This window comes from Streptomyces formicae (genome assembly GCF_002556545.1).
Taxonomy (GTDB): Bacteria; Actinomycetota; Actinomycetes; order Streptomycetales; family Streptomycetaceae; genus Streptomyces; species Streptomyces formicae_A.
On the sequence record NZ_CP022685.1, the window covers coordinates 6,237,044 to 6,260,272 of the forward strand.

At 72.0% G+C, this 23,229-nt stretch carries 22 protein-coding genes; 7 read left to right on the top strand and 15 right to left on the bottom strand.

Translation table 11 applies throughout. The features are described from left to right. Window positions 1–8 precede the first annotated feature (8 nt). The gene (locus KY5_RS27430; RefSeq protein ID WP_098244727.1) at window positions 9–950 is read right to left on the bottom strand and encodes an amino acid ABC transporter permease; all 942 of its coding nucleotides are present in this window, start codon (window positions 948–950) and stop codon (window positions 9–11) included. A gap of 34 nt (window positions 951–984) precedes the next feature. Beyond that, a complete protein-coding gene (locus tag KY5_RS27435; RefSeq protein ID WP_098244728.1) occupies window positions 985–1,941 on the bottom strand; it encodes an ABC transporter substrate-binding protein in 957 nt (318 codons plus the stop codon). Window positions 1,942–2,434: 493 nt separating this feature from the next. Here KY5_RS27435 and KY5_RS27445 point away from each other — a divergent pair, with 493 nt between their 5' ends. The 4 genes from KY5_RS27445 to KY5_RS27460 all read left to right on the top strand — a co-directional run bounded on the left by KY5_RS27445 (window position 2,435) and on the right by KY5_RS27460 (window position 5,611). After that, window positions 2,435–3,658: an NAD(P)-dependent malic enzyme gene (locus KY5_RS27445; protein WP_098244730.1), complete on the top strand. Its 1,224-nt coding sequence runs from the start codon at window positions 2,435–2,437 to the stop codon at window positions 3,656–3,658. Window positions 3,659–3,789: 131 nt separating this feature from the next. Further along, the gene (locus KY5_RS27450; protein ID WP_098244731.1) at window positions 3,790–4,752 is read left to right on the top strand and encodes a zinc-binding dehydrogenase; all 963 of its coding nucleotides are present in this window, start codon (window positions 3,790–3,792) and stop codon (window positions 4,750–4,752) included. A 71-nt stretch (window positions 4,753–4,823) separates the two neighbouring features. Next, on the top strand, window positions 4,824–5,033 hold the full coding sequence (locus KY5_RS27455) for a helix-turn-helix domain-containing protein (protein ID WP_098244732.1): 210 nt from the start codon (window positions 4,824–4,826) through the stop codon (window positions 5,031–5,033). Next, window positions 5,033–5,611, top strand: coding sequence for a Clp protease N-terminal domain-containing protein (locus tag KY5_RS27460; RefSeq protein ID WP_098244733.1), 579 nt, complete (start codon window positions 5,033–5,035; stop codon window positions 5,609–5,611). The genes KY5_RS27455 and KY5_RS27460 overlap by 1 nt, the downstream gene beginning before the upstream one ends. A 170-nt stretch (window positions 5,612–5,781) precedes the next feature. Here the strand turns inward: KY5_RS27460 and KY5_RS27465 are convergent, their stop codons facing one another. Next, window positions 5,782–6,870, bottom strand: a complete 1,089-nt coding sequence (locus tag KY5_RS27465) for a PadR family transcriptional regulator (protein WP_098244734.1) — start codon at window positions 6,868–6,870, stop codon at window positions 5,782–5,784. A gap of 1 nt (window position 6,871) precedes the next feature. Beyond that, window positions 6,872–7,813 carry a DUF4097 family beta strand repeat-containing protein gene (locus tag KY5_RS27470; protein WP_159072605.1) on the bottom strand — a complete coding sequence of 314 codons (942 nt, stop codon included), beginning with the start codon at window positions 7,811–7,813 and terminating at the stop codon, window positions 6,872–6,874. A 197-nt stretch (window positions 7,814–8,010) separates the two neighbouring features. Between KY5_RS27470 and KY5_RS27475 the strand changes: the two genes are divergently transcribed. Next, window positions 8,011–8,835, top strand: coding sequence for a hypothetical protein (locus KY5_RS27475; RefSeq protein ID WP_098244736.1), 825 nt, complete (start codon window positions 8,011–8,013; stop codon window positions 8,833–8,835). A gap of 52 nt (window positions 8,836–8,887) precedes the next feature. On the opposite strand, the gene KY5_RS27480 is transcribed toward KY5_RS27475, so the two are convergent. Then, the gene (locus KY5_RS27480; protein ID WP_098244737.1) at window positions 8,888–9,469 is read right to left on the bottom strand and encodes a TetR/AcrR family transcriptional regulator; all 582 of its coding nucleotides are present in this window, start codon (window positions 9,467–9,469) and stop codon (window positions 8,888–8,890) included. 116 nt (window positions 9,470–9,585) lie between these two features. Here KY5_RS27480 and KY5_RS27485 point away from each other — a divergent pair, with 116 nt between their 5' ends. Next, the gene (locus KY5_RS27485; RefSeq protein WP_098244738.1) at window positions 9,586–10,509 is read left to right on the top strand and encodes a TIGR03620 family F420-dependent LLM class oxidoreductase; all 924 of its coding nucleotides are present in this window, start codon (window positions 9,586–9,588) and stop codon (window positions 10,507–10,509) included. Here the strand turns inward: KY5_RS27485 and KY5_RS27490 are convergent, their stop codons facing one another. From KY5_RS27490 to KY5_RS27510, 5 genes are all read right to left on the bottom strand, one after another. Continuing rightward, window positions 10,510–10,692, bottom strand: a complete 183-nt coding sequence (locus KY5_RS27490) for a DUF6104 family protein (protein ID WP_055509879.1) — start codon at window positions 10,690–10,692, stop codon at window positions 10,510–10,512. A 144-nt stretch (window positions 10,693–10,836) separates the two neighbouring features. Then, window positions 10,837–14,622 carry a multifunctional oxoglutarate decarboxylase/oxoglutarate dehydrogenase thiamine pyrophosphate-binding subunit/dihydrolipoyllysine-residue succinyltransferase subunit gene (locus KY5_RS27495; protein ID WP_098247512.1) on the bottom strand — a complete coding sequence of 1,262 codons (3,786 nt, stop codon included), beginning with the start codon at window positions 14,620–14,622 and terminating at the stop codon, window positions 10,837–10,839. A gap of 276 nt (window positions 14,623–14,898) precedes the next feature. After that, window positions 14,899–15,978 (bottom strand): HAMP domain-containing sensor histidine kinase, encoded by a 1,080-nt coding sequence (locus tag KY5_RS27500; RefSeq protein ID WP_098244739.1) that lies wholly within the window; start codon window positions 15,976–15,978, stop codon window positions 14,899–14,901. Window positions 15,979–15,991: 13 nt separating this feature from the next. Further along, entirely contained in the window at window positions 15,992–16,732 is a 741-nt protein-coding gene (locus tag KY5_RS27505) for a response regulator transcription factor (RefSeq protein ID WP_055555160.1), read from the bottom strand. 66 nt (window positions 16,733–16,798) lie between these two features. Next, on the bottom strand, window positions 16,799–17,476 hold the full coding sequence (locus KY5_RS27510) for a spermidine synthase (RefSeq protein ID WP_098244740.1): 678 nt from the start codon (window positions 17,474–17,476) through the stop codon (window positions 16,799–16,801). Between the two features lie 173 nt (window positions 17,477–17,649). Between KY5_RS27510 and KY5_RS27515 the strand changes: the two genes are divergently transcribed. Then, a complete protein-coding gene (locus KY5_RS27515) occupies window positions 17,650–18,495 on the top strand; it encodes a rhomboid-like protein (RefSeq protein WP_234362885.1) in 846 nt (281 codons plus the stop codon). Here KY5_RS27515 and KY5_RS27520 read toward each other — a convergent pair. From KY5_RS27520 to KY5_RS27540, 5 genes are all read right to left on the bottom strand, one after another. Continuing rightward, on the bottom strand, window positions 18,453–19,085 hold the full coding sequence (locus tag KY5_RS27520) for a hypothetical protein (protein ID WP_098244741.1): 633 nt from the start codon (window positions 19,083–19,085) through the stop codon (window positions 18,453–18,455). The genes KY5_RS27515 and KY5_RS27520 overlap by 43 nt on opposite strands. Further along, entirely contained in the window at window positions 19,082–20,416 is a 1,335-nt protein-coding gene (locus tag KY5_RS27525; RefSeq protein ID WP_098244742.1) for a hypothetical protein, read from the bottom strand. Before KY5_RS27525 ends, KY5_RS27520 begins: the two co-directional genes overlap by 4 nt. 470 nt (window positions 20,417–20,886) lie before the next feature. Then, on the bottom strand, window positions 20,887–21,678 hold the full coding sequence (locus KY5_RS27530; protein WP_098244743.1) for an ABC transporter ATP-binding protein: 792 nt from the start codon (window positions 21,676–21,678) through the stop codon (window positions 20,887–20,889). Then, entirely contained in the window at window positions 21,675–22,547 is an 873-nt protein-coding gene (locus tag KY5_RS27535) for a hypothetical protein (RefSeq protein ID WP_098244744.1), read from the bottom strand. The genes KY5_RS27530 and KY5_RS27535 overlap by 4 nt, the downstream gene beginning before the upstream one ends. Beyond that, on the bottom strand, window positions 22,544–23,128 hold the full coding sequence (locus tag KY5_RS27540; protein WP_199843267.1) for an RNA polymerase sigma factor: 585 nt from the start codon (window positions 23,126–23,128) through the stop codon (window positions 22,544–22,546). Before KY5_RS27540 ends, KY5_RS27535 begins: the two co-directional genes overlap by 4 nt. Window positions 23,129–23,229: the final 101 nt, after the last annotated feature.

Genomic DNA, 23,229 nt, shown 5'->3' on the forward strand with positions numbered 1-23,229 from the left:
GGTGGTCATCAGCGGACACCTCCCGCGCGGTTGCCGAGCGACAACATGTTGGCCTTGATCTTCTGGAACGGTGTGTCCGGCAGGGTGCGGGACGAGCCGCGCGCGTAGTAGCGCTCCAGGTAGTACTGACCGACGCTGAGGATCGACGTCATGATCAGGTACCAGGCGGCGGCGAGCAGCAGCGTCTCCACCGTCGCGCCCGACGAGGTGCCGATGTCCTGGGCGTACTTGAGGAGTTCGTAGTACTGGACGGCCGCGACGAGCGAGGTCGTCTTCAGCATGTTGATGAACTCGTTGCCCGTCGGCGGCACGACCACGCGCATCGCCTGCGGGAGCACCACGCGGCGCAGGGTCTTGCCGTGGCTCATGCCGAGCGCGTGCGACGCCTCGGTCTGGCCCTCGTCGACCGAGAGCAGACCGGCGCGGCAGATCTCCGCCATGTACGCGGCCTCGTTGAGGCCGAGGCCGAGCAGCGCCGTCAGGAACGGCGTCATGAAGTCCGACCACTCGTCCTTGTAGATCGGACCGAGGTTCACGTAGTCGAAGACGAAGCCGAGGTTGAACCAGACGAAGAGCTGGACCAGGACCGGGGTGCCGCGGAAGAACCAGATGTAGAACCAGGCGATCGAGGAGGTCACCGGGTTCTTCGACAGGCGCATCACCGAAAGGACCACACCGCCGACGACGCCGATGAGCATCGAGAGGAAGGTGAGGATCAGTGTCTCTCGGACACCCTTGAGGATGCGCTCGTCGAAGAAGTTGTCGGGGATCGCGCCCCAGTTGATGTCGCCCTGCGAGAAGGCGTAGACGATCGCGGCGAGGACGCCGATCGCGAGGACCGCGGCGACGTAGCGGCCGAAGTGGCGGACCGGGATGGCCTTGATGGCCTCCGCGGGGCGCGCCTTCGGGACGCCGTCCTCGGGGCCCTTCTTGGAGATGTCGGTGGTCACGGGAGTGGCCTTTCAGCGACTAGGAGGGACGCGGTCACTTGCCGCCGTTGACCGTGGCTTCCTTGACCGCGCCTGCCTCGACGCCCCACTTCTTGATGATCTTCTCGTACTCGCCGTTCTTGATGATCGCGTCGAGCGCGGCCTTGATCGCGTCGCGCAGCTCCGGGTTCTTCTTGGAGATCGCGATGCCGTACGGGGCGGCCTGGACCTGCTCGCCGACCAGCTGGAAGTCCTTGCCGCCGCCCGAGGTCTTCACCGCGTACGCGGCCACGGGGAAGTCGGAGGAGCCCGCGTCGGCGCCGCCGGAACGCAGTCGCGTCTGGGCCTGCTGGTCGTTGTCGAACTGCTCGATGGCGATCTTCTTGCCGCCCCCGCACTTCTTCGACTCGGCCTTGGCCAGGTCGTGCGAGACGGTGCCGCGCTGGACGACGATCTTCTTGCCGCAGAGGTCGGACCAGGTCTTGATGCCCTGGTCGTCGCCCTTCTTGGTGTAGATCGAGACGCCCGCGGTGAAGTAGTCGACGAAGTCGACGCCGGTGCCGACCTTCTTGCCGGTGTCCTCGTCGACGCCTTCCTGGCGGTTCTTGGTGTCGGTCATGGCCGACATGGCGATCTGGTAGCGCTTGGAGCGCAGGCCGCCGAGGAGGGTGTCGAAGGTGCCGTTCTCGAACTCGAAGTCCACGCCGAGCTGCTTGCCGAGCGCCTCGCCCAGGTCCGGGTCGATGCCGACCGTGTTGCCCGACTTGTCCTTGAACTCGACGGGCGGGTAGGCGATGTCGGACCCGACCTTGATGACGCCCTTGTCGCGGATGTCCTTGGGGAGCTTGTCGGCGAGCGGGGCGTTGCTGACCGAGTCGGACCCCTTGTCCTTGGTCTGGTCGCCGCAGCCGGACAGCAGCAGCGTGCCGGCGACCGCGATCGCGCCGACCGCGGCAATCCGGGACTTCGCGGACTTCGCTGCGGTCTTACGACAAAGGGAGCTTGCGGTCATGGTGGGTCCTCCGGCGGATGAGGGAGTTGCCGATGGGTCGGGCACACACCTTCGGGTGTCGCGACCTCGTGTGATGACGGCATCTTGCCATTCGGACCGTCCGATTCTGGGTGCCGGAGATGTCAAAATCGGATAACGGGCCAGCCTCGAATCCGAACAGCCCGGTACAGCAAGGGCTTATCGGTGCGGGAGCGAATCGCCGTTAACCAAGTGAAAGCCGACCTATCTCGCGATGCGGACAACGCAAATGCACTTTTCGGTAAAATCGGTCAAATGACCTAGGGTCGAAACAAATACAGCTCGTCGGCGGTCGGACCTATCCGGTAGAAAAGACGGTTACACCCCTCATCCGGGGCTCAGGGCGCGTGTGCGGCGCGCCCGCGTGTTCGTACCTCCCTCCGCCGACAGGCGGGGAACGGACGCGGTGCCCGCCCACTTCTCAACCAGGAGTGGACACCCTCAACTGATGAATAAGACTTAAGGGGTCAGACAAGTGGCAGCGGAGATCGTCAATCCTCGCAGCGACAGCGATACGGATCACGTGGGCCCTGCGGGTGCAGATGAGCCCTTCGATCCGGCATTCGCGCTGCACCGTGGCGGCAAGATGGCCGTGCAGGCCACCGTGCCGGTCCGCGACAAGGACGACCTGTCCCTCGCGTACACACCCGGCGTCGCGAAGGTGTGCAGCGCCATCGCCGAGCAGCCGGAGCTCGTGCACGACTACACCTGGAAATCCAATGTCGTCGCCGTGGTGACCGACGGGACCGCGGTGCTCGGTCTCGGCGACATCGGCGCCGAGGCGTCCCTCCCCGTGATGGAGGGCAAGGCCATCCTCTTCAAGCAGTTCGGCGGCGTGGACGCGGTGCCGATCGCGCTCGCGACCACGGACGCGGACGAGATCGTCGAGACCGTGGTGCGGCTCGCCCCCTCCTTCGGCGGCGTGAACCTCGAGGACATCTCGGCCCCGCGCTGCTTCGAGATCGAGCGCAAGCTCCAGGAGCGGCTCGACATTCCCGTCTTCCACGACGACCAGCACGGCACGGCCGTCGTGACGCTGGCCGCCCTGCGGAACGCGGCGAAGCTGACCGGGCGCACGCTCGGCGATCTGCGCGCCGTGATCTCCGGTGCGGGCGCGGCCGGTGTGGCCATCGCCAAGTTCCTGCTCGAAGCGGGACTCGGGGACGTGGCCGTGGCCGACCGCAAGGGCGTCGTGAGCCGGGACAGGGACGACCTGACGCCGGTCAAGCGGGAGCTCGCCGAGATCACCAACAAGGCCGGTCTGAGCGGCTCCCTCGAGGCCGCGCTGAACGGCGCCGACGTGTTCATCGGCGTCTCCGGCGGCACCGTCCCGGAGCCCGCGGTGGCCTCCATGGCGCCCGACTCCTTCGTGTTCGCCATGGCCAACCCGAACCCCGAGGTCCACCCGGACGTCGCGCACAAGTACGCGGCCGTGGTGGCGACGGGCCGCTCGGACTACCCGAACCAGATCAACAACGTCCTCGCCTTCCCCGGCATCTTCGCCGGGGCGCTGCAGGTCCGTGCCTCGCGGATCACCGAGGGCATGAAGATCGCCGCCGCCGACGCGCTCGCGGGCGTCGTCGGTGACGAGCTCTCGGCGGACTACGTGATCCCCTCGCCGTTCGACGAGCGGGTCGCCCCGGCCGTCACGGCGGCGGTCGCGGCCGCCGCGCGCGCCGAGGGCGTGGCCCGCCGCTGAGGCCCCGCCCCGTGGTGTGACCCGCGCCCCCTGCCGTACGCGATGAGTTCGCGTCGTACGGCAGGGGGCGCGGTGCGTGTCACAGTCGTACGTGGTTCCGCCGCGGCCCGGCGGCGGCCTAGGGTCGGCGCATGTTCGCTGCCTATGCCGCCCGTATCGACCGTGACCAGCCGCTCGAAGGCCTTGAGTTGGGGGAGCGGCCCGCCCCCGAGACGCGCCCCGGCTGGTCGACCGTGAACGTCCGTGCCGCCTCCCTCAACCACCACGACCTGTGGTCGCTGCGCGGGGTCGGTCTGGCCGAGGACAAGCTGCCGATGATCCTCGGCTGCGACGCCGCGGGCGTCGACGAGGACGGCAACGAGGTCGTCCTGCACTCCGTCATCGGCCAGTCCGGATACGGCGTCGGGCCCCGCGAGGGCCGGTCCATCCTGACCGAGAAGTACCAGGGGACCTTCGCCGAGCAGGTCTCCGTCCCCACCTGGAACGTGCTGCCCAAGCCGAAGGAACTGTCCTTCGCCGAGGCCGCCTGCCTGCCGACCGCGTGGCTCACCGCCTACCGGATGCTCTTCACCAACGCCGGTGTGCGCCCCGGGGATTCGGTGCTCGTCCAAGGGGCGGGCGGCGGCGTCGCCACGGCCGCGATCGTCCTCGGCAAGGCCGCGGGCCTGCGAGTCTTCGCCACCAGCCGGGACGAGGCCAAGCGCAAGCGCGCCCTCGAACTCGGCGCCGTGGAGGTCGTCGAGCCGGGCGCGCGCCTTCCGCAGCGGGTGGACGCGGTGATCGAGACGGTGGGCGCGGCGACCTGGTCCCACTCGGTCAAGTCGCTGAAGCCGGGCGGCTCGCTGGTGATCTCGGGGGCGACGAGCGGCGACCGGCCCTCGCACGCCGAGCTCACCCGGATCTTCTTCCTGGAGCTGAAGGTCGTCGGCTCGACCATGGGCACCAAGGACGAGCTGGAGGACCTGCTCGCCTTCTGCGCCGCCACGGGTGTGCGGCCCGTCATCGACGAGGTGCTGCCGCTCGACCGGGCGCGCGAGGGGTTCGAGCGGATGGAGTCCGGCGGGCAGTTCGGGAAGATCGTGCTGGAGGTCTGAGGGGCGTTCCTCGCTTGCCGGATGTCAACTGCGGTTGACATCCGGTGGCGTGTCAACCTACATTGACATGTATGAGCGAAGCAACGGATCTCGCCGAGCGGGCGGGTGATCGCGATCCACGGATCGGGCTGCGAGCCGTGTCCGCGCTGCGGAAGCTGGTGGAGCAGTTGGAGGCCGTGCAGGTGCGCAGCGCGCGTGTGCAGGGCTGGTCGTGGCAGGAGATCGCCGCGGAGCTCGGGGTCAGCAGGCAGGCCGTGCACAAGAAGTACGGGAGGCAGTGATGTTCGAACGGTTCACGCGCAACGCCAGGGATGTCGTCAAGGGTGCTGTCGTCCACTGCGAGCGGGCGGGGCACGACAGCGTCGAAGAGGCCCATCTCCTCCTCTCGCTCCTCGATCGCGAGGGCAGCCGGGCCTCCTTCGTCCTGGCCGCGCTCGGGGCGAAGGGGCGGCGTGACTCGATCGCCGCGGCCCTCGACGAGGTACGGCGCAGGGGCGGGATGAGCCGGGCGGACGTCGATGCCCTGGCCGGTCTCGGCATCGACCTCGGCGAGATCGTCTCCCGGGTCGAACAGGCGCATGGCGCCGGGGCGTTGTCGGACGCACGCCCCCGACGCGGCCTGCTCGGCGTCGTACGGTCCGGTCACCGCCCCTTCACCCCCGAAGCCAAGGACGTACTCGTCCGGGCGCTGCGCATCGTCACCGGTGAACGGGGGCGCCAACTCGGCGACGAGCACCTCCTCCTCGCGCTCACCCTGGGGCGTGGCGCCGTCGCCGATGTCCTCGCGGACCACGGGGTGACGGAGGGGTCGGTCCGGAGGGTTCTTCATGGTGGGGGCGGGGAGGCGATGGCGGGGTAACGGTGGACTGTTCCGCCCTGCGGGCGGCCCCCTTGCCCGCCCGCTCCACCCGTGCTCCTACCCGGCGAGCTGGAGTCTCTTGTGGGGGTGGGGGTTCGTTGGCGGCCGCGGGCGTGGGGCCTTCACCCCACGCCCGCCACCTCGTCCGTTGTGGCCCGCCTCGCCCCGTCTCAGGGGCGAGGTGACCGCAGCGTCGCTCCGATGTGGGCCGCCGCCGTGGACAAGTGCTGGCGGGCCTCCCGGAGTTGGTCGGAGGAGACTCCGTGGTCGCGGGCCGCGTCGCGGATGTCGTCGCGGAAGCGGTCCAGGAGGCGGTCCAGGTCGCGGGCCGGGTCGCCGGTCGGGTCCTCCTTGGCCCAGTCGGGGGCGTAGTCCACGGCCGGGCCTTCGGGGTCGCCCTTGCTGAACTTGGGCTGCTCGGTGGCCGGTCCGGGCTTGGCGCCCGCCTCCGCTTCGCCGCGGCCGAAGCCCTTGCCGAAGTCCTTGCCGAATTCCTTCCCGAACTCGCCGAACTCCTTGGCCAGTTCCGTCAGGCCCTCCCGCACGCCCGTCGGCCAGTCGCCCCGGGTGAAGTGGTCCTGCACCTGCTCCTGGACGTGCCGGGCGATGCGCTGGAACTCCTCCTTGGCCTGGGTCTGTGCCTGCTCCTGCGCCTCCTTGGCCTGGCGGCGCGCCCGCTGGGCCTCCTCGCGGGCCCGGCGGCTCTCGTCCTTCGCCCGCCGCGCCTGCTCCTTCCACTCCTGCTTGGCGCGCTTGAACTCCTCCTTCGCCTGGCGCCAGCCCTCCTTGTCGCCGGACGCCCAGTCGAAGAAGTCCGACGGGTCGGGGTAGCCGCGGCCTTGGCCCTTGCGGCCGCCGGACGGGCCGGAAGCGCGGGCCTCCTCCGCGGCCGCGCGCATCTCGCGGCGCAGGTCGCCAGCGGCGCCCTGCACGCCGTCCCGGATCTCGGCGGCGAGCTCGGCGACCGACTCGCGGATCTCCAGCTCCAGGTCGGCCAGTTCGCCGCTGCGGTCGGCCAGCTCGGCGCGGCCCGCGTCCGTGATGGAGTACACCTTCCTGCCGCCCTCCGTGGTGTGCGTGACCAGGCCCTCGGCCTCCAGCTTCGCCAGGCGCGGATACACCGTGCCCGCCGAAGGCGCGTACAGGCCCTGGAAGCGTTCTTCGAGGAGGCGGATCACCTCGTACCCATGGCGCGGCGCCTCGTCGAGCAGCTTCAGCAGGTACAGGCGGAGGCGGCCGTGGGCGAACACGGGGGGCATTTCAGAGCACCTTCTTGTCGGTGGGGCCGTCGACGGGGCCGTCGGTCGGCTCGGGGGTGTGGTCCGTGGGTGGGGCGGGGTGGGCGGCGTCCTCCGGAGGGGTCTCCAGAGGGACCTCGTCGTAAGGATCTTCCTCCATCGGTGGCCTGCGCAGCAGCGCGATGGAGCCGGAGACCGTCGTCGCCTTGAGCCTGCCCCGGCCGCTGCCGAGCCGACCGGTGATCTTCTTCGCGCCCCACTGGCCGCTCACGCGCAGGTCCTCGAAGGCGTTCGACACCGAGCCGCTCGCGGTGTCCACCTCCACCTCCGCGTCCGCCGGGTGCGGCAGCCGGATCGCGATCTCGCCCGAGACGCTCGTCAGACCGACGTCGGTCGCGCCGCCCGCCGGGTCCAGGTCCACGATCATCGAGCCGCTCACCGAATCCGCCCGGACGGAGGAACCCGCCGCCTCGACGACGGTGAGGTCGCCGGAGACGGAGGAGAACCGCAGGCTGCCGGTGACGTCCTGGGCCTCGACGCTGCCCGACACCGTCTCCGCGCGGACCGGGCCCGAGAGTCCCACGAGGGTCGTCTGGCCCGTGACACCGCGCACCTCCGTGCGGCCCTCCATGCCGGAGACCATGGCGCCCGCGCCGACCGTGCCCACCTCGACGCGCGCTCCCGAGGGCACGGCGAGCGAGACCACCGCGCTGCGGCGCCAGCCCTTGCGGTCCAGCCACTTCAGGAAGCCCTTCCAGGGCAGGTCGTCATAGGCGACGGTGAGGGTGCCGTCCTCGTGGGTCACCGTCAGGGGCGGGCCCTCTATCTCGGAGACCTCCAGGCGGGCGGAACCTTCGTCGGTGCCCACGACGTTCACCGTGCCGTTGACGACGCGCACATGGAGTGTCGTCACAGGGGCGTCGAACGTGAGCTTCCGGGGCTCGGCGACGGACCACTCGGACATGGTGACCTCCTTGGCGGATCGGGGGGCGCGACGCGCCATATCGCGTCTCTGCTATTCACGATATATCGCGGATATGGAAAGTCAAGACATCAATGCGGACCCGAGCGGGAGACCGCCGACGAGAGACCGTCGGCGAGAGGCCGCCGTCCGGCTGCGGCATTTATGCGCCTCGTGCCGATCTGTCCTAGCGTGGGGCCATGTCGTCCGATGTCTCCGAGCGCGCCGGATCGGCCGGTGCGCTGCTGCTCTGCCGGGCCGAGCCCGACACCGTCGACGCGGTGGCCCAGCTCCTGCGCGAGCGGATGCTGCTCGCGCCCGCCGGTCCCGGGTGGAGCGTGCTCGTGCCCGAGGGCAAGCCCTGGCTGCACGGTGAGGAGCCGGTCGACCGGGTCCTCACCGGCTGGGCCACCGCGCTCGCCGTCGGGTCGACCTGGCCGGTCCTCGCCCTGTGGTGGGACGCGGACCGCTCCGGCTACACCCTCGCCGCGGGCTTCCGGCGCACGGTCGGCTACGTGTGGCTGGCCAACGGGACGCCGGTCGGCGAGGACGAGGCGATGCGGACGTTCGCCGCGCGCCTCGGCCTCGACCCCGTCCTCGACATGCAGTCCCTGGAGGCGCTCGCCCGCCCCGACACCGAGGCCGACGCCCGCGCGAGGATGCTCGGCCTCCTCGCGGTGCTCACCCGCACCGGACTCACGCTCCCCACCGGCCTCACCCCCGGCGAACCGGCCGACCGGCTGCGCGAGGTGGCGCGGGTCCAGCGGGGCGCGCGCCAGGTCGAGTGGTCCGGCTGGCGGGATGCGGTGCGGGCGGAGTTCGACGTGGTCGAGAAGGGCCCGCTGGGTCCCTGGGTGCGCGGCCCGAGGGCCCGCGCGCTCGCCGCGGCACAGGTGGCGGCCGGACTCCCGCTGGCCGCGTGGGCGGTACGGCGGCGCAGCGGGGGCTGGGCGGCGGCGGCCGCGCTGCTCCTGGTGCAGGGCGCGCTGGGCCTCGCGTACGACAGGCTGCGCGCCCGCGACTGAGGGGGTGCGCGCGCCCGCGATAGGCGGGCCGGTACCGGTACCGCAAAGGGCCTTAGGTCCGCCTCCCCACCACCGCGTCCAGCACCAACGCGAGCAGCCGCTCGGGCTGGGACGGATCCGTGGTGCGGTGCGTCGTGGAGAGGGCGATGCCGACCACCAGCTGGATCAGGTCCGTGGCCGTGAGGTCGGGGCGGGCCGTGCCCGCGTGCTGGGAGCGGGTCAGGAGGCGCTCGGCGGTGTCCTGGATGCGCTGGTGGCAGTCGAAGCCGAGAGCGTCGGGTCTGCTGAGTTCCTCGAGCATGGCGGCGCCGCCGAGGCCCTGGTTGGCACGGGCGTGGGTGAGTAGGACGTGCAGCCACCCGGCGAGCGCGTCGTCGGGGGAGTCCGTCGCGAGGAGCTCGTCCGCGCGGCCGCACAGCGTGTCGATGCGGTCCTTCAGGACCGCCGTCAGGAGGGCGGGGCGCGCGGGGAAGTGCCGGTAGAGCGTGCCGGGGCCGACTCCCGCGCGGCGGGCGATGTCGTTCAGGGAGGCGTCGGGCCCCGACTCGGCGAACGCTTCGCGCGCGGCGGCGACGATGCGCTCGCGATTGCGTCGGGCATCGGCGCGCGGCTGTCGTTCGTGGGCCGTCGTCATGGGGCCATCCTTCCGTTCTCCGGGGCCGGGGGCTAGCCATGCGGAGAGGTTCTCCGTATGGTCTCATCCGGCAAGCGGAGAAGCTCTCCGCATCGACTGTGGCGCAAGGAGGGGCGATGAGTGACGCCTTGGCACGGACGGGGCTCGGCGAGGCCGGGATCTGGACGTTCGCCTTCGAGGGACAGCCCGCGGGGCGGGTGCGTGAAGCGGCGGCGGAGATCGAGGAGCTGGGGTACGGGGCGCTCTGGTACGGGGAGGCGTTCGGCCGGGACTCGGCGGGGCAGGCCTGGCTGCTGCTGACCGCGACCCGCCGCATCGTCGTCGCGTCGGGCATCGCCAACATCGCCTTCAGGGAGCCGCTCGCCATGGCCGCGGCGGAGCGCACCCTCGGCGAGGCCTTTCCCGGGCGCTACGTGCTCGGCCTCGGCGGCCACCGGGTCGACGACACCGTCAGCGAGGTCGACGGATATCCGGTCCCCGCGCGCGGGAAGGCGCTGTCGACGATGCGCCGCTACCTGGACTCCATGGACGCGGCCCCGGCCCACGGACCGGCCCCCGACCCGGCGCCGCGCCGCGTCCTGGCCGCGCTCGGCCCGAAGATGCTGGGTCTCGCCGCCGAGCGGACCTGGGGCGCCCACCCGTACTTCGTCCCCGTCGAGCACACCGCGCTGGCCCGCGAGGCGATGGGGCCCGACGCGTTCCTCGGCGTCGAACAGGCCGTCGTCCTCGACACGGACGTCGACCGGGCCCGCGAGGTGGCCGCCGCGCACGTCGCGGGCTACGTCACGATGGCGCCCCATCAGGCGGCGAGCATGCGCCGCCTGGGGTTCGGCGAGGAGGACCTGGCGGGAGGACGCCCCAGCCGCCGTCTGGTCGACGCGATCGTCGCCTACGGAGACGTGGACGCGCTCCACGCGCGCGTGCGGGAACACCTCGACGCGGGCGCCGACCACGTCTGCGTACAGGTGCTCACCGAGGACCCGGCCGAGCTGCCGCTGCCGCAGTGGCGCGAACTGGCCCCCGTCCTGCTCGGCAGGTGACTACTCGTCCTCGTCCTCGTCGTCGAGACGCGCCAGCCACGTGGCGAGGCGCTCGACCGGGACCTCGAAGTCCGGGTTGAGGTCCACGAAGGTGCGGAGCTGCTCGGCGAGCCACTCGAAGGTGACCTCCTCCTGGCCGCGCCGCTTCTCCAGCTCCTCGATGCCACGGTCGGTGAAGTACAACTCATGCTCCTGGTGCGGTCGGTCTCTTGCGTCTCATCGTAAGCGGTGGGTCGGCGGCGCCACCCGGGGCGCCAACGACGGTGGGCCCGCCCCCGAGCGACAAGCGCTCGGGACCGGGCCCACCGTACGGAGAACCGCCGAGGTCTAGGCCTCGAACACCTCGCGTACGAGCTGCTCCTGCTCCTGCTCGTGACGCTTCTTCGAGCCGACCGCGGGGGACGAGCCGTGCGGGCGCGAGATGCGGCGCAGGCGCTCGCCGTGCGGGATGTCGGCGCCGACCGCCAGGTCCAGGTGGTCGATGAGGTTGAGGGCGATGAAGGGCCACGCGCCCTGGTTCGCCGGCTCCTCCTGCGCCCACAGGTACTTCTCGGCGTTCGGGAACTTGGCGATCTCCGCCTGGAGCTCGGCACCCGGCAGCGGGTACAGGCGCTCGATGCGGATGAGGGCCGTGTCCGTGGCGCCGCGCTTGGTGCGCTCCGCCTCCAGGTCGTAGTAGAGCTTGCCCGCGCAGAACACCACCTTGCGCACCGCGGCCGGGTCGACCGTCGCGTCGCCGATCACCGGGCGGAAGCCACCGCTGGTGAACTCCTCCGTCTTCGACGCGGCGGCCTTCAGGCGCAGCATCGACTTCGGGGTGAAGACGACCAGCGGCTTGTGGTGCGGGTTGTGCACCTGCCACCGCAGGAGGTGGAAGTAGTTCGACGGGAGCGTCGGCATCGCGACGGTCATGTTGTTCTGCGCGCACAGCTGGAGGAAGCGCTCGATGCGGGCGGACGAGTGGTCCGGGCCCTGGCCCTCGTAGCCGTGGGGCAGCAGCAGCGTGACGCCGGAGTGCTGGTTCCACTTCTGCTCGGCGGCCGAGATGTACTCGTCCACCACCGTCTGCGCGCCGTTGACGAAGTCGCCGAACTGCGCCTCCCACATCACCAGAGCCTCGGGGCGGGCCAGCGAGTAGCCGTACTCGAAGCCCATCACCGCGTACTCGGAGAGCAGCGAGTCGTAGACGTTGTAGCGCGCCTGGTCCTCGGAGAGGTACAGAAGCGGCGTGAAGTCCTCGCCCGTCGCGCGGTCGATGAGCACCGCGTGGCGCTGACCGAACGTGCCGCGGCGCGAGTCCTGGCCCGACAGGCGGACCGGGGTGCCCTCCAGGAGCAGCGAGCCGATGGCGAGGGTCTCGCCCATGCCCCAGTCGATCGTGCCCTCTTCGACCATCGTCGCGCGGCGCTGCAGCTGCGGCAGCAGGCGCGGGTGGACGGTGACCCGGTCGGGGATGTTGACCTGGGACTCGGCGATCCGCTTCACGATCTCCTGGGAGATCGCGGTGTCGATCTTGACGGGGAACTCGGCCTCCGGCGCCGGGACCTCGGCCTCGCCGGGCTGCGCGGTGGCCTCGCGGACCTCCGTGAAGACCTTCTCCAGCTGGCCCTGGAAGTCCTGGAGCGCCTGCTCGGCCTCTTCCAGGGTGATGTCGCCGCGACCGATGAGGGACTCGGTGTAGAGCTTGCGCACCGAGCGCTTCTTGTCGATCAGGTCGTACATCAGCGGCTGCGTGAACGCCGGGTTGTCCGACTCGTTGTGACCGCGGCGGCGGTAGCAGATGAGGTCGATGACCACATCCTTGTTGAACGCCTGGCGGAACTCGAAGGCGAGGCGGGCGACGCGGACGACGGCCTCGGGGTCGTCGCCGTTCACGTGGAAGATCGGCGCCTCGATCATGCGGGCCACGTCCGTGGCGTACATGGAGGAGCGCGACGACTCCGGGGCGGCGGTGAAGCCGACCTGGTTGTTGATGACGATGTGGACCGTGCCGCCCGTGCGGTAACCGCGCAGCTGCGACATGTTCAGCGTCTCGGCGACCACACCCTGGCCCGCGAAGGCCGCGTCACCGTGCAGGGCGACGGGCAGGACCGTGAAGTCCGTGCCGCCCTTGTTGATGATGTCCTGCTTGGCGCGGACGATGCCCTCGATGATCGGGTCGACCGTCTCCAGGTGGGACGGGTTCGCCGCGAGCGAGACCTTGATCTGCTCGCCGTCGAGGCCGGTGAAGGTGCCCTCGGCGCCCAGGTGGTACTTCACGTCGCCGGAGCCGTGCATGGACTTGGGGTCCATGTTGCCCTCGAACTCGCGGAAGATCTGGGCGTACGACTTGCCGACGATGTTGGCGAGGACGTTCAGGCGGCCGCGGTGGGCCATGCCGATGACGACCTCGTCCAGGCGCGACTCGGCGGCGCTGTCGATGACGGCGTCGAGCAGCGGGATGACCGACTCGCCGCCCTCCAGGGAGAAGCGCTTCTGGCCGACGTACTTCGTCTGCAGGAAGGTCTCGAAGGCCTCGGCGGAGTTCAGCCGGCGCAGGATGCGCAGCTGCTCCTCGCGCTCCGGCTTCGTGGCGTGCTGGCGCTCGATGCGGTCCTGGAGCCACCTGCGCTGCTTCGGGTCCTGGATGTGCATGAACTCGACGCCGGTGGTGCGGCAGTACGAGTCGCGCAGGACGCCGAGGACGTCGCGCAGCTTCATCATCGACTTGCCGGCGAAGCCGCCGACCGCGAACTCCCGCTCCAGGTCCCACAGGGTGAGGCCGTGCTCGGTGATGTCCAGGTCGGGGTGCTTGCGCTGCTTGTACTCCAGCGGGTCCGTGTCGGCCATGACGTGGCCGCGCACCCGGTAGGAGTGGATCAGCTCGAAGACGCGGGCGGCCTTCGTGACGTCGTCGTCGTGCGAGGCGTCGATGTCCTTGAGCCAGCGGACCGGCTCGTAGGGGATCCGGAGCGCCTTGAAGATCTCGTCGTAGAAGTCCTGCTCGCCGAGGAGGAGGTTCGCGACGATGCGCAGGAACTCGCCGGAGGCGGCGCCCTGGATGACCCGGTGGTCGTAGGTCGACGTGAGCGTCATGACCTTCGAGATGCCGAGCTTGTTCAGGGTGTCCTGGGAGGTGCCCTGGAACTCCGCCGGGTAGTCCATCGAGCCGACGCCCATGATGACCGACTGGCCGGGCATCAGGCGGGGGACCGAGTGGACGGTGCCGAGGCCGCCGGGGTTGGTCAGCGAGACCGTGACGCCGGTGAAGTCGTCCATGCCGAGCTTGCCGTCGCGGGCGCGCCGGACGATGTCCTCGTAGGCCTGCCAGAACTCGAAGAAGTTCAGGGTCTCGGCCTTCTTGATGCCCGCGACCACGAGCTGGCGGTCGCCGTTGGGCTTCACCAGGTCGATGGCGAGGCCGAAGTTGATGTGCTCCGGCTTGACCAGGGTCGGCTTGCCGTCCTTCTCCACGAAGGAGTAGTTCATCGACGGCATGGCCTTGATGGCCTGCACCATCGCGTACCCGATGAGGTGCGTGAAGGAGATCTTCCCGCCGCGGGCGCGCTTGAGGTGGTTGTTGATGACGATGCGGTTGTCGAAGAGCAGCTTCACCGGGACCGCGCGCACCGACGTGGCGGTGGGGACCTCGATGGAGGCGTTCATGTTCTTCGCGACAGCGGCCGAGGGACCGCGCAGCGTCACGTACTCGGGCCCTGCCGGGGCCTCCTTCGCGGGCTCCGCCTTGGCGGCGGGCTTCGCGGCGGCGGGCTTGGCCGCGGGGGCCGGAGCGGCGGCCGCGGGCTTCGCGGCGGGGGCTGCCGGAGCCGCGGGGGCGGCGGGCGCGGCCTTGGCCGCGGGCTTCGCCGGGGCGGCGGGAGTGGTGGGCGCGGCCCCCGCGGCCGCGTCACCCGCCGGCTTCGCCGGGGCGGCGGCTACGGAAGCGCCCACCCCTGGCTTGTAGTCGGCGAAGAAGTCCCACCAGGCTCGGTCGACCGAATTCGGGTCCTGGAGGTACTGCTGATAGATCTCGTCGACGAGCCACTCGTTGGGACCGAAGGCAGCAGCAGGGTCCTTGCCCTGACCGTCTTGGTCGGTCGAGATGCTCGAGCTACTGGGGGACTGTGACGACACGGCGGTAACCGCCCTCTTCCGCTTCACAAGGTGATGGACAGCGGGAATTAAGGCTACGCCTCCATTGCCACGAGGTGCAGACCGGGCCCGTCATCCGTCGCGTAAGTCACACCGGAACGAGGGTTTCAGGGCGCTGAATGGCGGGAAACAAGCGAGGTTCTGCAACGCCAGATGGCCGCGCGGGTACGCCGGTGAGGCGTCTACGCGCGGCGGCGGCGCCCGGGCGGGGCTGACATCCGCCCGCGGTCCGCTTCCGTCTCGAACCCTACGTCAACTTCACACTTCGGGCAGGCCCGGAAGGGTGACCTGGATGCGGCAGCCCCGAGGGGATTCGGCCACTCCGATGTGACCGCCGTGCAGATCGACCGCCCAGCGGGCGATGGCGAGGCCGAGGCCCGTGCCGCCGTCGTTGCCCTGGCCGTGGACGGGGGCGCCCGCGTGGCTGCCCCGGTTGAAGCGCTCGAAGACGCGGTGCCACTCGGACTCCGGGATGCCGGGGCCCTCGTCGAGCACCTCCAGGTCCAGCGACTCGGGGTAGGGGCCGCGCCGGGCGCGCACCGTCACCCGCCCGTGCGGAGGGCTGTGCTTGACGGCGTTGTCGATGAGGTTCGCCACGACCTGGTGCAGCCGCTCCGCGTCCGCGTGGGCCGTCAGCTCGGGCGGCGACACGTCGAGGTGCAGATGGACGTCCGTACGCGTATGGCTGCCGGAGCCCGACGCGATGCCCGCGCGCGCGGAGGCGACCATGTTGGCCTCCTTCAGGACGCCCGACAGATAGGGCCACACCTCGAAGCGGCGGGCCTTCAGCGGGACGACGCCGTTGTCCAGGCGGGACAGGTCCAGGAGGGTGTCCACGAGCCTGCCGAGGCGTTCCGTCTGCTTCAGGGCGGTACGCATGGTCTCCGGGTCGGCAGCGGAGACGCCGTCCACGACGTTCTCCAGGACCGCGCGCAGACCGGCGATGGGGGTGCGCAGCTCGTGCGAGACGTTGGCGACGAGTTCCTTGCGCTGCCGGTCCTGGGCCTCCAGGTCGTCGGCCATGCGGTTGATGGTGGAGGCCACGTCGCCCAGCTCGTCGCGCCGGTCGGCGCCGCGCACCCGGCGCGTGTAGTCGCCGTGCGAGACGGCGCGGGCCACCGCGTTCATCTCGTCGAGCGGCGCGGTGAGGCTGTGCGCCACGAACTGGGTGATCAGGAGCGTGGCGATCACCGAGAAGACGGTGATGAAGCGCAGCTCGGTCTCCGTCTTCATCGCCACCAGGAGCAGGCCCGTGGTGATGAAGACGGAGACGACGACGAGGGCGCCGAGCTTCGTCTTGATGGAGAAAGGCTGCAGCCCTCCGAAGGGCCCGCTCATCGCAGGGCCCGCCTCACGGTGTGGGTGTCTCGAGGGCGTACCCGACACCGTGCACCGTGCGGATCCGCTCCGCGCCGATCTTCCGGCGCAGCGCCTTGATGTGGCTGTCGACGGTGCGGGTCCCCGACGCGTCGGCCCAGTCCCACACCTCGGCGAGCAGCTGCTCGCGCGAGAGCACCGCGCGCGGTGTGTTGGCCAGACAGACGAGCAGGTCGAACTCCGTGGGCGTCAGGTGGACGTCCTCGCTGCGCACCCGCACCCGCCGCTGGGCGTGGTCGATCTCCAGCTCGCCCAGGCGCAGGATGCCGCTGCGGGGCGTGGTCGCGGCGAGCGCGGCCCGCTCGACCCTGCGCAGCAGCACGTGCACGCGCGCCGCCAGCTCTCGCATGGAGAACGGCTTGGTCATGTAGTCGTCCGCGCCGACGCCAAGCCCGACCAGCATGTCCGTCTCGTCGTCACGCGCGGTGAGCATGAGGACGGGCACGGGCCGCTGGGCCTGCACCCGGCGGCACACCTCCAGGCCGTCGAAGCCCGGCAGCATGATGTCGAGAATCAGCAGGTCGGGCTGCCACGCCTGGGCGGTGTCGACCGCCGAAGGACCGTCGCCCGCCGTTTGCACGACAAAACCCTCGGCGCGCAGCCGGGCGGCGATGGCGTCGACGATCGTCGGGTCGTCCTCGACCACCAGCACCCGGCGCTGGGCGCCGGGCATCGCCGCCGTAGCGCCGTTGTGGGAGGTGTGTGTCTGCTCCATCGCCCCGCCCCTGACACTGATCGCTTGTGTTCGGTCAGCAGGGTACGGGGCGCGAAGGCACCTCGGCTACGCAGCCCTTACGCCGAGATGCACCACGTCGGGGACGCCTCGGGCAACGGGGATCTCTTTGGTGCGTACCCCACAGAATCCGGCATTCCGTAGAGAGTCTTCGAAAATGGACGAGGGCTGGGCGGACCAGACGGCGAGTACTCCGCCGGGGTTGAGGCGGGCTTTGCAGGAGGCCAGACCGGCAGGCGAATAAAGGGAGTTGTTGCCCTCGGTCACGGTCCAGTCGGGTCCGTTGTCGATGTCGAGACAGAGGGCGTCGAAGGTGTCATCGGTGCCCTCGACGTACGCGACCAGGTCTGTGTGCAGGATCTCGGTGCGGGAATCGGCGAGGGCCGCGCCGGAGAGCCCGGCCAGCGGCCCGCCGCGATGCCAGTCGATGATCGCCCGCTCGCGCTCGACCACGGCGATGCGTCCCCAGCGCGGGTCCGCGGCGGCGTGGGCGAGCGAGAAGCCGACGCCGAGTCCGCCGATCAGGACATCGGGCGCCGGCCGGTCGTCGAGGGCGTCGCGCGCCGCGTCGACGAGCAGCCGCTCCGAACGTCCGTCCGAGGTGTCCATCAGGAAACAGCCGTTGGCGATGATCTGCAGCAGCTCACCGTGGCGCCGCAGTACGACTTCGCCGTACGGCCCCTCGCGCCGGTCGAGGACGACGGGGGCGGTGGTGTGGGTGTGCATGGCGCTCAGCGTAGAAGAGAGGCCCGTCATCCCACCCGGCCCCGACCGAACCCGGCGACAACGCGCATTCGGGCTCCCGGGTTGCTGTGAATCGGCCCTCACGTGGCGTCGGTCATAGACAACGCGGGAAAAGGGGGCAAAGGGTGGGCCGGGACGGAAGGAGCGCCTCACCCGTGAACCAGAGCGTCAAGTCTGCCGAGGTCGCGCCCGGGTCCCAGGAGGACCCGGCGCCGCACCTGAACGGAATCCCCGCGCAGCCCCCACCGGCGGACGGCCGCGTTCGAGAACGGGTGTACCGGGACGGTCCCGCACTCGCGCAACCGGAGCCTTCCGCGCACTCGGCGGACACGCGCGGGCGGACCGTCACCGCGGCGAAGCTCCGCCCCCGGCACCTCCTCCCCACCCCCAAGGGCACCCCCTTCACCTTCGTCTACGCCCTGGTCCTGGTGGCCACCTCCCTCCTCACCGAGTACGCCGACCCGGACCTCGTCTACTCGCTGCTCCAGGGCTCCAGCACGGACGTCACCAACCTCGCCCACGCGCCCGCCCTGGTCCTGGTGGCCAGCGCCCTGTGGATCGCGGGCGGCATCACCTCGCCGTACGCGATCGGCTTCCTGCTCGTCCTGACCGCGCTGGAACGCCGCATCGGCGCCTGGCGCACCGCGGGCGTCTTCCTGCTCGGGCACGGGGTCGCCACGCTCGCCACCGAGATCCCCGTCGGCCTCTCGGTCCTCGCGGGCCACCTGCCCGACAGCTCGCTGCACCGCCTCGACTACGGCATCAGCTTCGGCGTGGCGGCCAGCGTCGGCGCGCTCGCGGGCCTGCTCGCGCCCTGGCTGCGCTGGATCGTCCTGGCCGGTTTCGGTCTGATGCTGATCGACGACCTGGTGGCGTTCGCCGACCCGATGACGAACTGGGGCCACCTGCTGGCGCTCCTGATCGGCGTGGCCACCTGGCCCCTGCTCAGGCGCGCGCGTCAGTCGCGCGCCCCGTCGGGACGCGCCCCGCACGAGGCGTAGAGCGCGCCGCCGCAGACGAAGAGAGCCGCCGCCACCGCCCAGGCCGCGCCCTGCGGCCCCGGCTGCATCGCCCAGGCCCAGACGGCGGAGGACCCGCCGGGCCGCGCGGGCGCGGCGAGGTAGACCGCGCCCGCGTAAACGGTCACCGGCAGCCAGCTCAGCCGCGCGCCGATCAGCGCGGCCGCCCCGGCCGCGAGGCCCACGTCCCCGAGGACGTTGCGGACGACCGCGGCGGCGCCGAACCGGGCGGGGAACCCCGGCAGGGCGAGCGCGAGCAGCCCCGCCGCGAGCGCCGTGAGGGCCACGAGCTGGGCGGCGCGCCGCGGCCACCACGGTCGTACGGCCGTGCGGTCGAGCTCGTCGCTGTGGCTGTGCAGCCCGGTGCCGACGGCGGCGGCGACGAGGAGCGGGGCGAGCACGACGACGGGGACGCGGGCGTTGTTCCCGTAGCCGAGCCGCTCCTGGAGCAGGTGGCCGCCCCAGGCGGCGGCAGCGGCGGCGCACAGCAGGCTCGCGAGGGTGAGGGGGAGCGCCTGGGACCGTGCGTGCAGCAGCCGACCGTCGGCGCGGGCCGGGTGGCGGAGGTTCACGGCGACGGCACCCGAGCGGCGTCGCAGCGGTCCGCGGCGAAGTACTCCGTGAGGAAGGCCGCCCGCTCCCGGGCGCCCAACGCCTCGATCTTCCGCAACTGGCGCTCCGCACCGGGCCCGTAGTACGCGAAGGACGGCGACGGCGCGAGCCACTGGATCACGGCGTCGGCGATCTCCGTGGACCGCGTCGAGTAACCGCCCCCGTCCGCGCCCGGCGGGCACTCCTCGGCGAACAGCTCGCCGGCGACGGAGTTCGCGTACGCGGCGGGGTCGACGAGCCGGTCGCGCACCGAGGCGAGTTCCAGGTCGGCCAGGCGGGCCGTGCCCGCGGCGGTGCCCGAGCGGGGCGCGGGACGGCCGTCGGGCGACGTCTCCCAGGGCCCGCCGACGAGCCGTTCGGGCGCGCTTCGCACCCCGCGCAGCTTGGTGCGCAGGTCCGTCAGGGCCGCACCCACCTGGGGGAGCAGCCGCCGCTCGACACGGGTCACACACACTTTCGGGGCGCCGTCGTCGCAGACGAGTGCGGCCGCCGCGGGATCGGGGCGCCACAGACCTCCGCCGGTCTGTACGAGCAGTGCCGCGGCGCAGCCCGCGGCGGCGAGCGGGACGAGTGCGGTGGACCGTGTCCTGGCCGCGAGCAGCAGCAGCGCGCCGACCGCGAGCCCGGCCGTCCAGAGGGCGCTCACCGGGCCGAACCACCACACGGGGCGGTCCCAGTCGTAGCCGTGGTCGAGGGCGGGGGAGAGCAGGCTGAGGTGCGACGTGGTGTAGCTCGCCGAGCCGAGGACGACGTAGGCCGCCGCGGCGAGCAGCGGCGCGGTCAGCCGCCAGGGGACCACACGGCCCGCCACGAAGCCGAGGACGGCCAGCGCGCCGAGTGCCACCGCGTCCGCCATGAGCAGCGACAGGAACGGGCGGCCCGCGCTCGCGTACGGCCAGGTCGCCAGCAGGCAGCCGGTCGCGGCGACGAGATGGCCCAGTACGGGCCAGCACACGGCGGGCGCCAGCGCGAGCAGGGTCTGCCGCAGCGGCGACCGGGGCAGCGACGCGCGCAGGGCGAGGGTGCCGCGGCGCCGCTCGCGGCCCCCGGTCCAGCAGCCCGTCGCGAGCGCGAGCGGCCCGCCGAGCAGCAGTCCGGCGGTCCGCAGCGAGTCCCCGGTCCTGGCCCAACTGCCCTGCCAGTCCTGGGCGTGGGTGCCCATGGCGAGGGCGACGACACCCAGCACGGCGAGGCCGGACCAGGGGCCGGGGCCGCGGCGGAGTTCGGCGGCGAGGGGGTGCGGGGTGCGGGGATGTGCGCCGTGGGGGCGTGTGGTGCGGGAAGTGGTCACTTTCGGGCTCCGGCGGTGGCCGTGCGGTGGTCCCTCAGGGCCGTTGTGTAGCCGCGCTCGATGGGGTTGGGGCTGGGGTCGGGGCGGAGTTCGGCGGCCGGGGGATGCGTGGTGCGGGGGCGTGCGCCGTGGGGGCGTGTGGTGCGGGAAGTGGTCACTTTCGGGCTCCGGCGGTGGCCGTGCGGTGGTTCCTCAGGGCTGCCGTGTAGCCGCGCTCGATGGGGTTGGGGCTGGGGTCGGGGCGGAGTTCGGCGGCCGGGGGATGCGTGGTGCGGGGGCGTGCGCCGTGGGGGCGTGTGGTGCGGGAAGTGGTCACTTTCGGGCTCCGGCGGTGGCCGTGCGGTGGTTCCTCAGGGCTGCCGTGTAGCCGCGCTCGATGGGGTTGGGGCTGGGGTCGGGGCGGAGTTCGGCGGCCGGGGGATGCGTGGTGCGGAGGCGTGTGCCGTGGGGGCGTGTGGTGCGGGAAGTGGTCACTTTCGGGCTCCGGCGGTGGCCGTGCGGTGGTCCCGCAGGGCCGCCGTGTAGCCGCGCTCGATGGGGTTGGCGCCGGGGTCGGCGTCGGGGGCGGCGGCACCGAGTTCCGTCAGGGCGGCGGGCGTGCCCCGGTAGGCGACCCGGCCCGACTCCATGAGGGTCACCTCGGTGCAGGCCGCGGCCACGTCCTCCACCAGGTGGGTGGAGACGATGACGGTGCACCCGGTGCCCAGCTCCCTCAGCAGCTCGCGGAACGCGACCCGCTGTTCGGGGTCGAGTCCGGCGGTCGGCTCGTCGAGGAGCAGGACGTCGGGGTCGTTCACGACGGCCTGGGCGATGCCGACCCGGCGGACCATGCCGCCGCTGAGGGTGCGCACCTTCGCGTCGATGCGGTCGGCGAGACCCACGCGGCGCACCGCGCGCTCCACCGCGGCCGCGGTGCGCTCGCTCGGCATCTCCTTCAGCCAGGCGACGTACGAGACGAACTCGCGCACGGTGAAGCCCGGGTAGTAGCCGAACTCCTGCGGCAGATAGCCGAGCCTGCGGCGGGCCGCCGAGCGCTCGCGGTGGCCGGTCATGTCCTGGCCGAACAGCTCGACGCGGCCGCCGTCCGGTTTCGCGACCGTCGCGAGGACGCGGATCAGGGAGGTCTTGCCCGCGCCGTTCGGGCCGAGCAGGCCGTGCACCCCGGTGCCGAAGTCCAGGTCGACGGCGTCCAGGGCGAGGGCCTTGCGGTGGCGGACGGTGAGTCCGGTGACGCGGGCCGCGCCGGGGGCGGGGTGGTTCACGGCTTCTCCAGGTCGAAGGAGTGGCGGCGCAGGGCGAGCAGGGCCGCGCCGAGGACGGCCGCGGCGGCCCAGCAGCTCTGGGCTCCGGGGCCCGCGAGGTACTGGGCGAGTTGCCGGTTCAGTGCGGTGACGGGGAGCACCCCGGTCCCGCCGTCGGGCCCGGCGAGCACCGGGGCGAGCACCGCGAGGAGCCACCCGGCGGCGACCGTCGCGGTGGCGGCGCGGCAGCCCACGTACGAACCGAGCACCAGGGCGGCCACCGTCAGGGCGAGCCCCGGCAGCAGCCAGGCGGCGGGACCCGGTGCGCCGCCCGTGCCGGGCGCCGCGGCACCGGCGGCGGTGAGCAGCGGCAGGCTCACGGCGAGCACGGCGAGGGTCCTGGTCAGGAGCAGCCGGAGGCCGCCCGACGGGGTGGAGGCGGCGAGCTCGTGCACGGGATCGGCGTGCGGACCGTAGGAGACGGCGACGCCCACGAGCGGCAGGACGGGGGAGAGCGCGAGCAGCAGGGTGCGCGCTCCGTGGAACCCCGTCGCGTACGCCAGCCCGACGGCCCCCGCGCACACCGTCACGAGCGCGACGAGCCAGGGCCCCCGCAGCGCGGGCCCCACGGCCCGGAACACCTGCCAGGAGCCGGGGAGGGGGGAGGGGGCCGGGCTCTCGGCGGACCCCTGTACCGCCGAGAGCACCGCCCCCCTGACGGCCGCCAGGTCCGGGCCCGAGGGCCCACGGCGGACCGCGCCGGTCACCAGGGGCGCGCAGCGGCCGCAGACCTCCACGTGCTTCTCCAGTGACCACGCGTCGGTGTCGGGCAGGTCGCCCGCCGCGTACCGGGCCGCGTTCGCGGCCGTCACGTGCCAGGTCGTCGTCATGTCAGTCCTCCCAGGGCATCGCCGCCGGAGGCGAGGTGGGCCAGGGCTTCGCGCAGCTCGCGGCGGGCCCGCATGGCCCTGGTCTTGACCGTGCCCTCGGGTATCCCGAGCAGGTGCGCGGCCTCGCGGGTGGTCAGGCCGTCGACGACCGTGGCGCGCAGCACCTCGCGCAGCTCGGGGGAGATCCGGTCGAGCGCGGTGCCCACGTCCGCGTACTCCAGCCCGGCCAGCACGTGTTCCTCGGCGGAGGGCGCGAGCGCGGGGGGCTGGGCGAGGGCCGAGGGCGTCCGCGGCTGTGCGCGCCGCGCGTCCACCAGGCGGCGCGCCGCGATCACCCACAGCCAGCCGCCCGCCTCCCCGCCCCGGTGCGAGCCCGCCGACCGCCACACGGTCATGAAGGTGTCCTGGAGTACCTCGCGTACGACGTCGGGGTCGCCGCAGCGCCGCGCGAGGCGCGCGTACAGCCATCCGGCGTGCCGGTCGTAGAGCGCGGCGAGCGCCTGCGCGTCGCCCTCGGCGACGGACCGCAGCAGCGCCGCGTCGTCGTCGCGGTCGGCCCCCATGGGGCGGAACAGTCTCACGCCCTCCCTATCGGGCGTTCGCCGCCCGGCGGTTCACGGGAGCGGACCGCCGCCCGTCGCGGAGGAGATTTCGCTGATCGCTCACAGCGAACGCGCCCCGG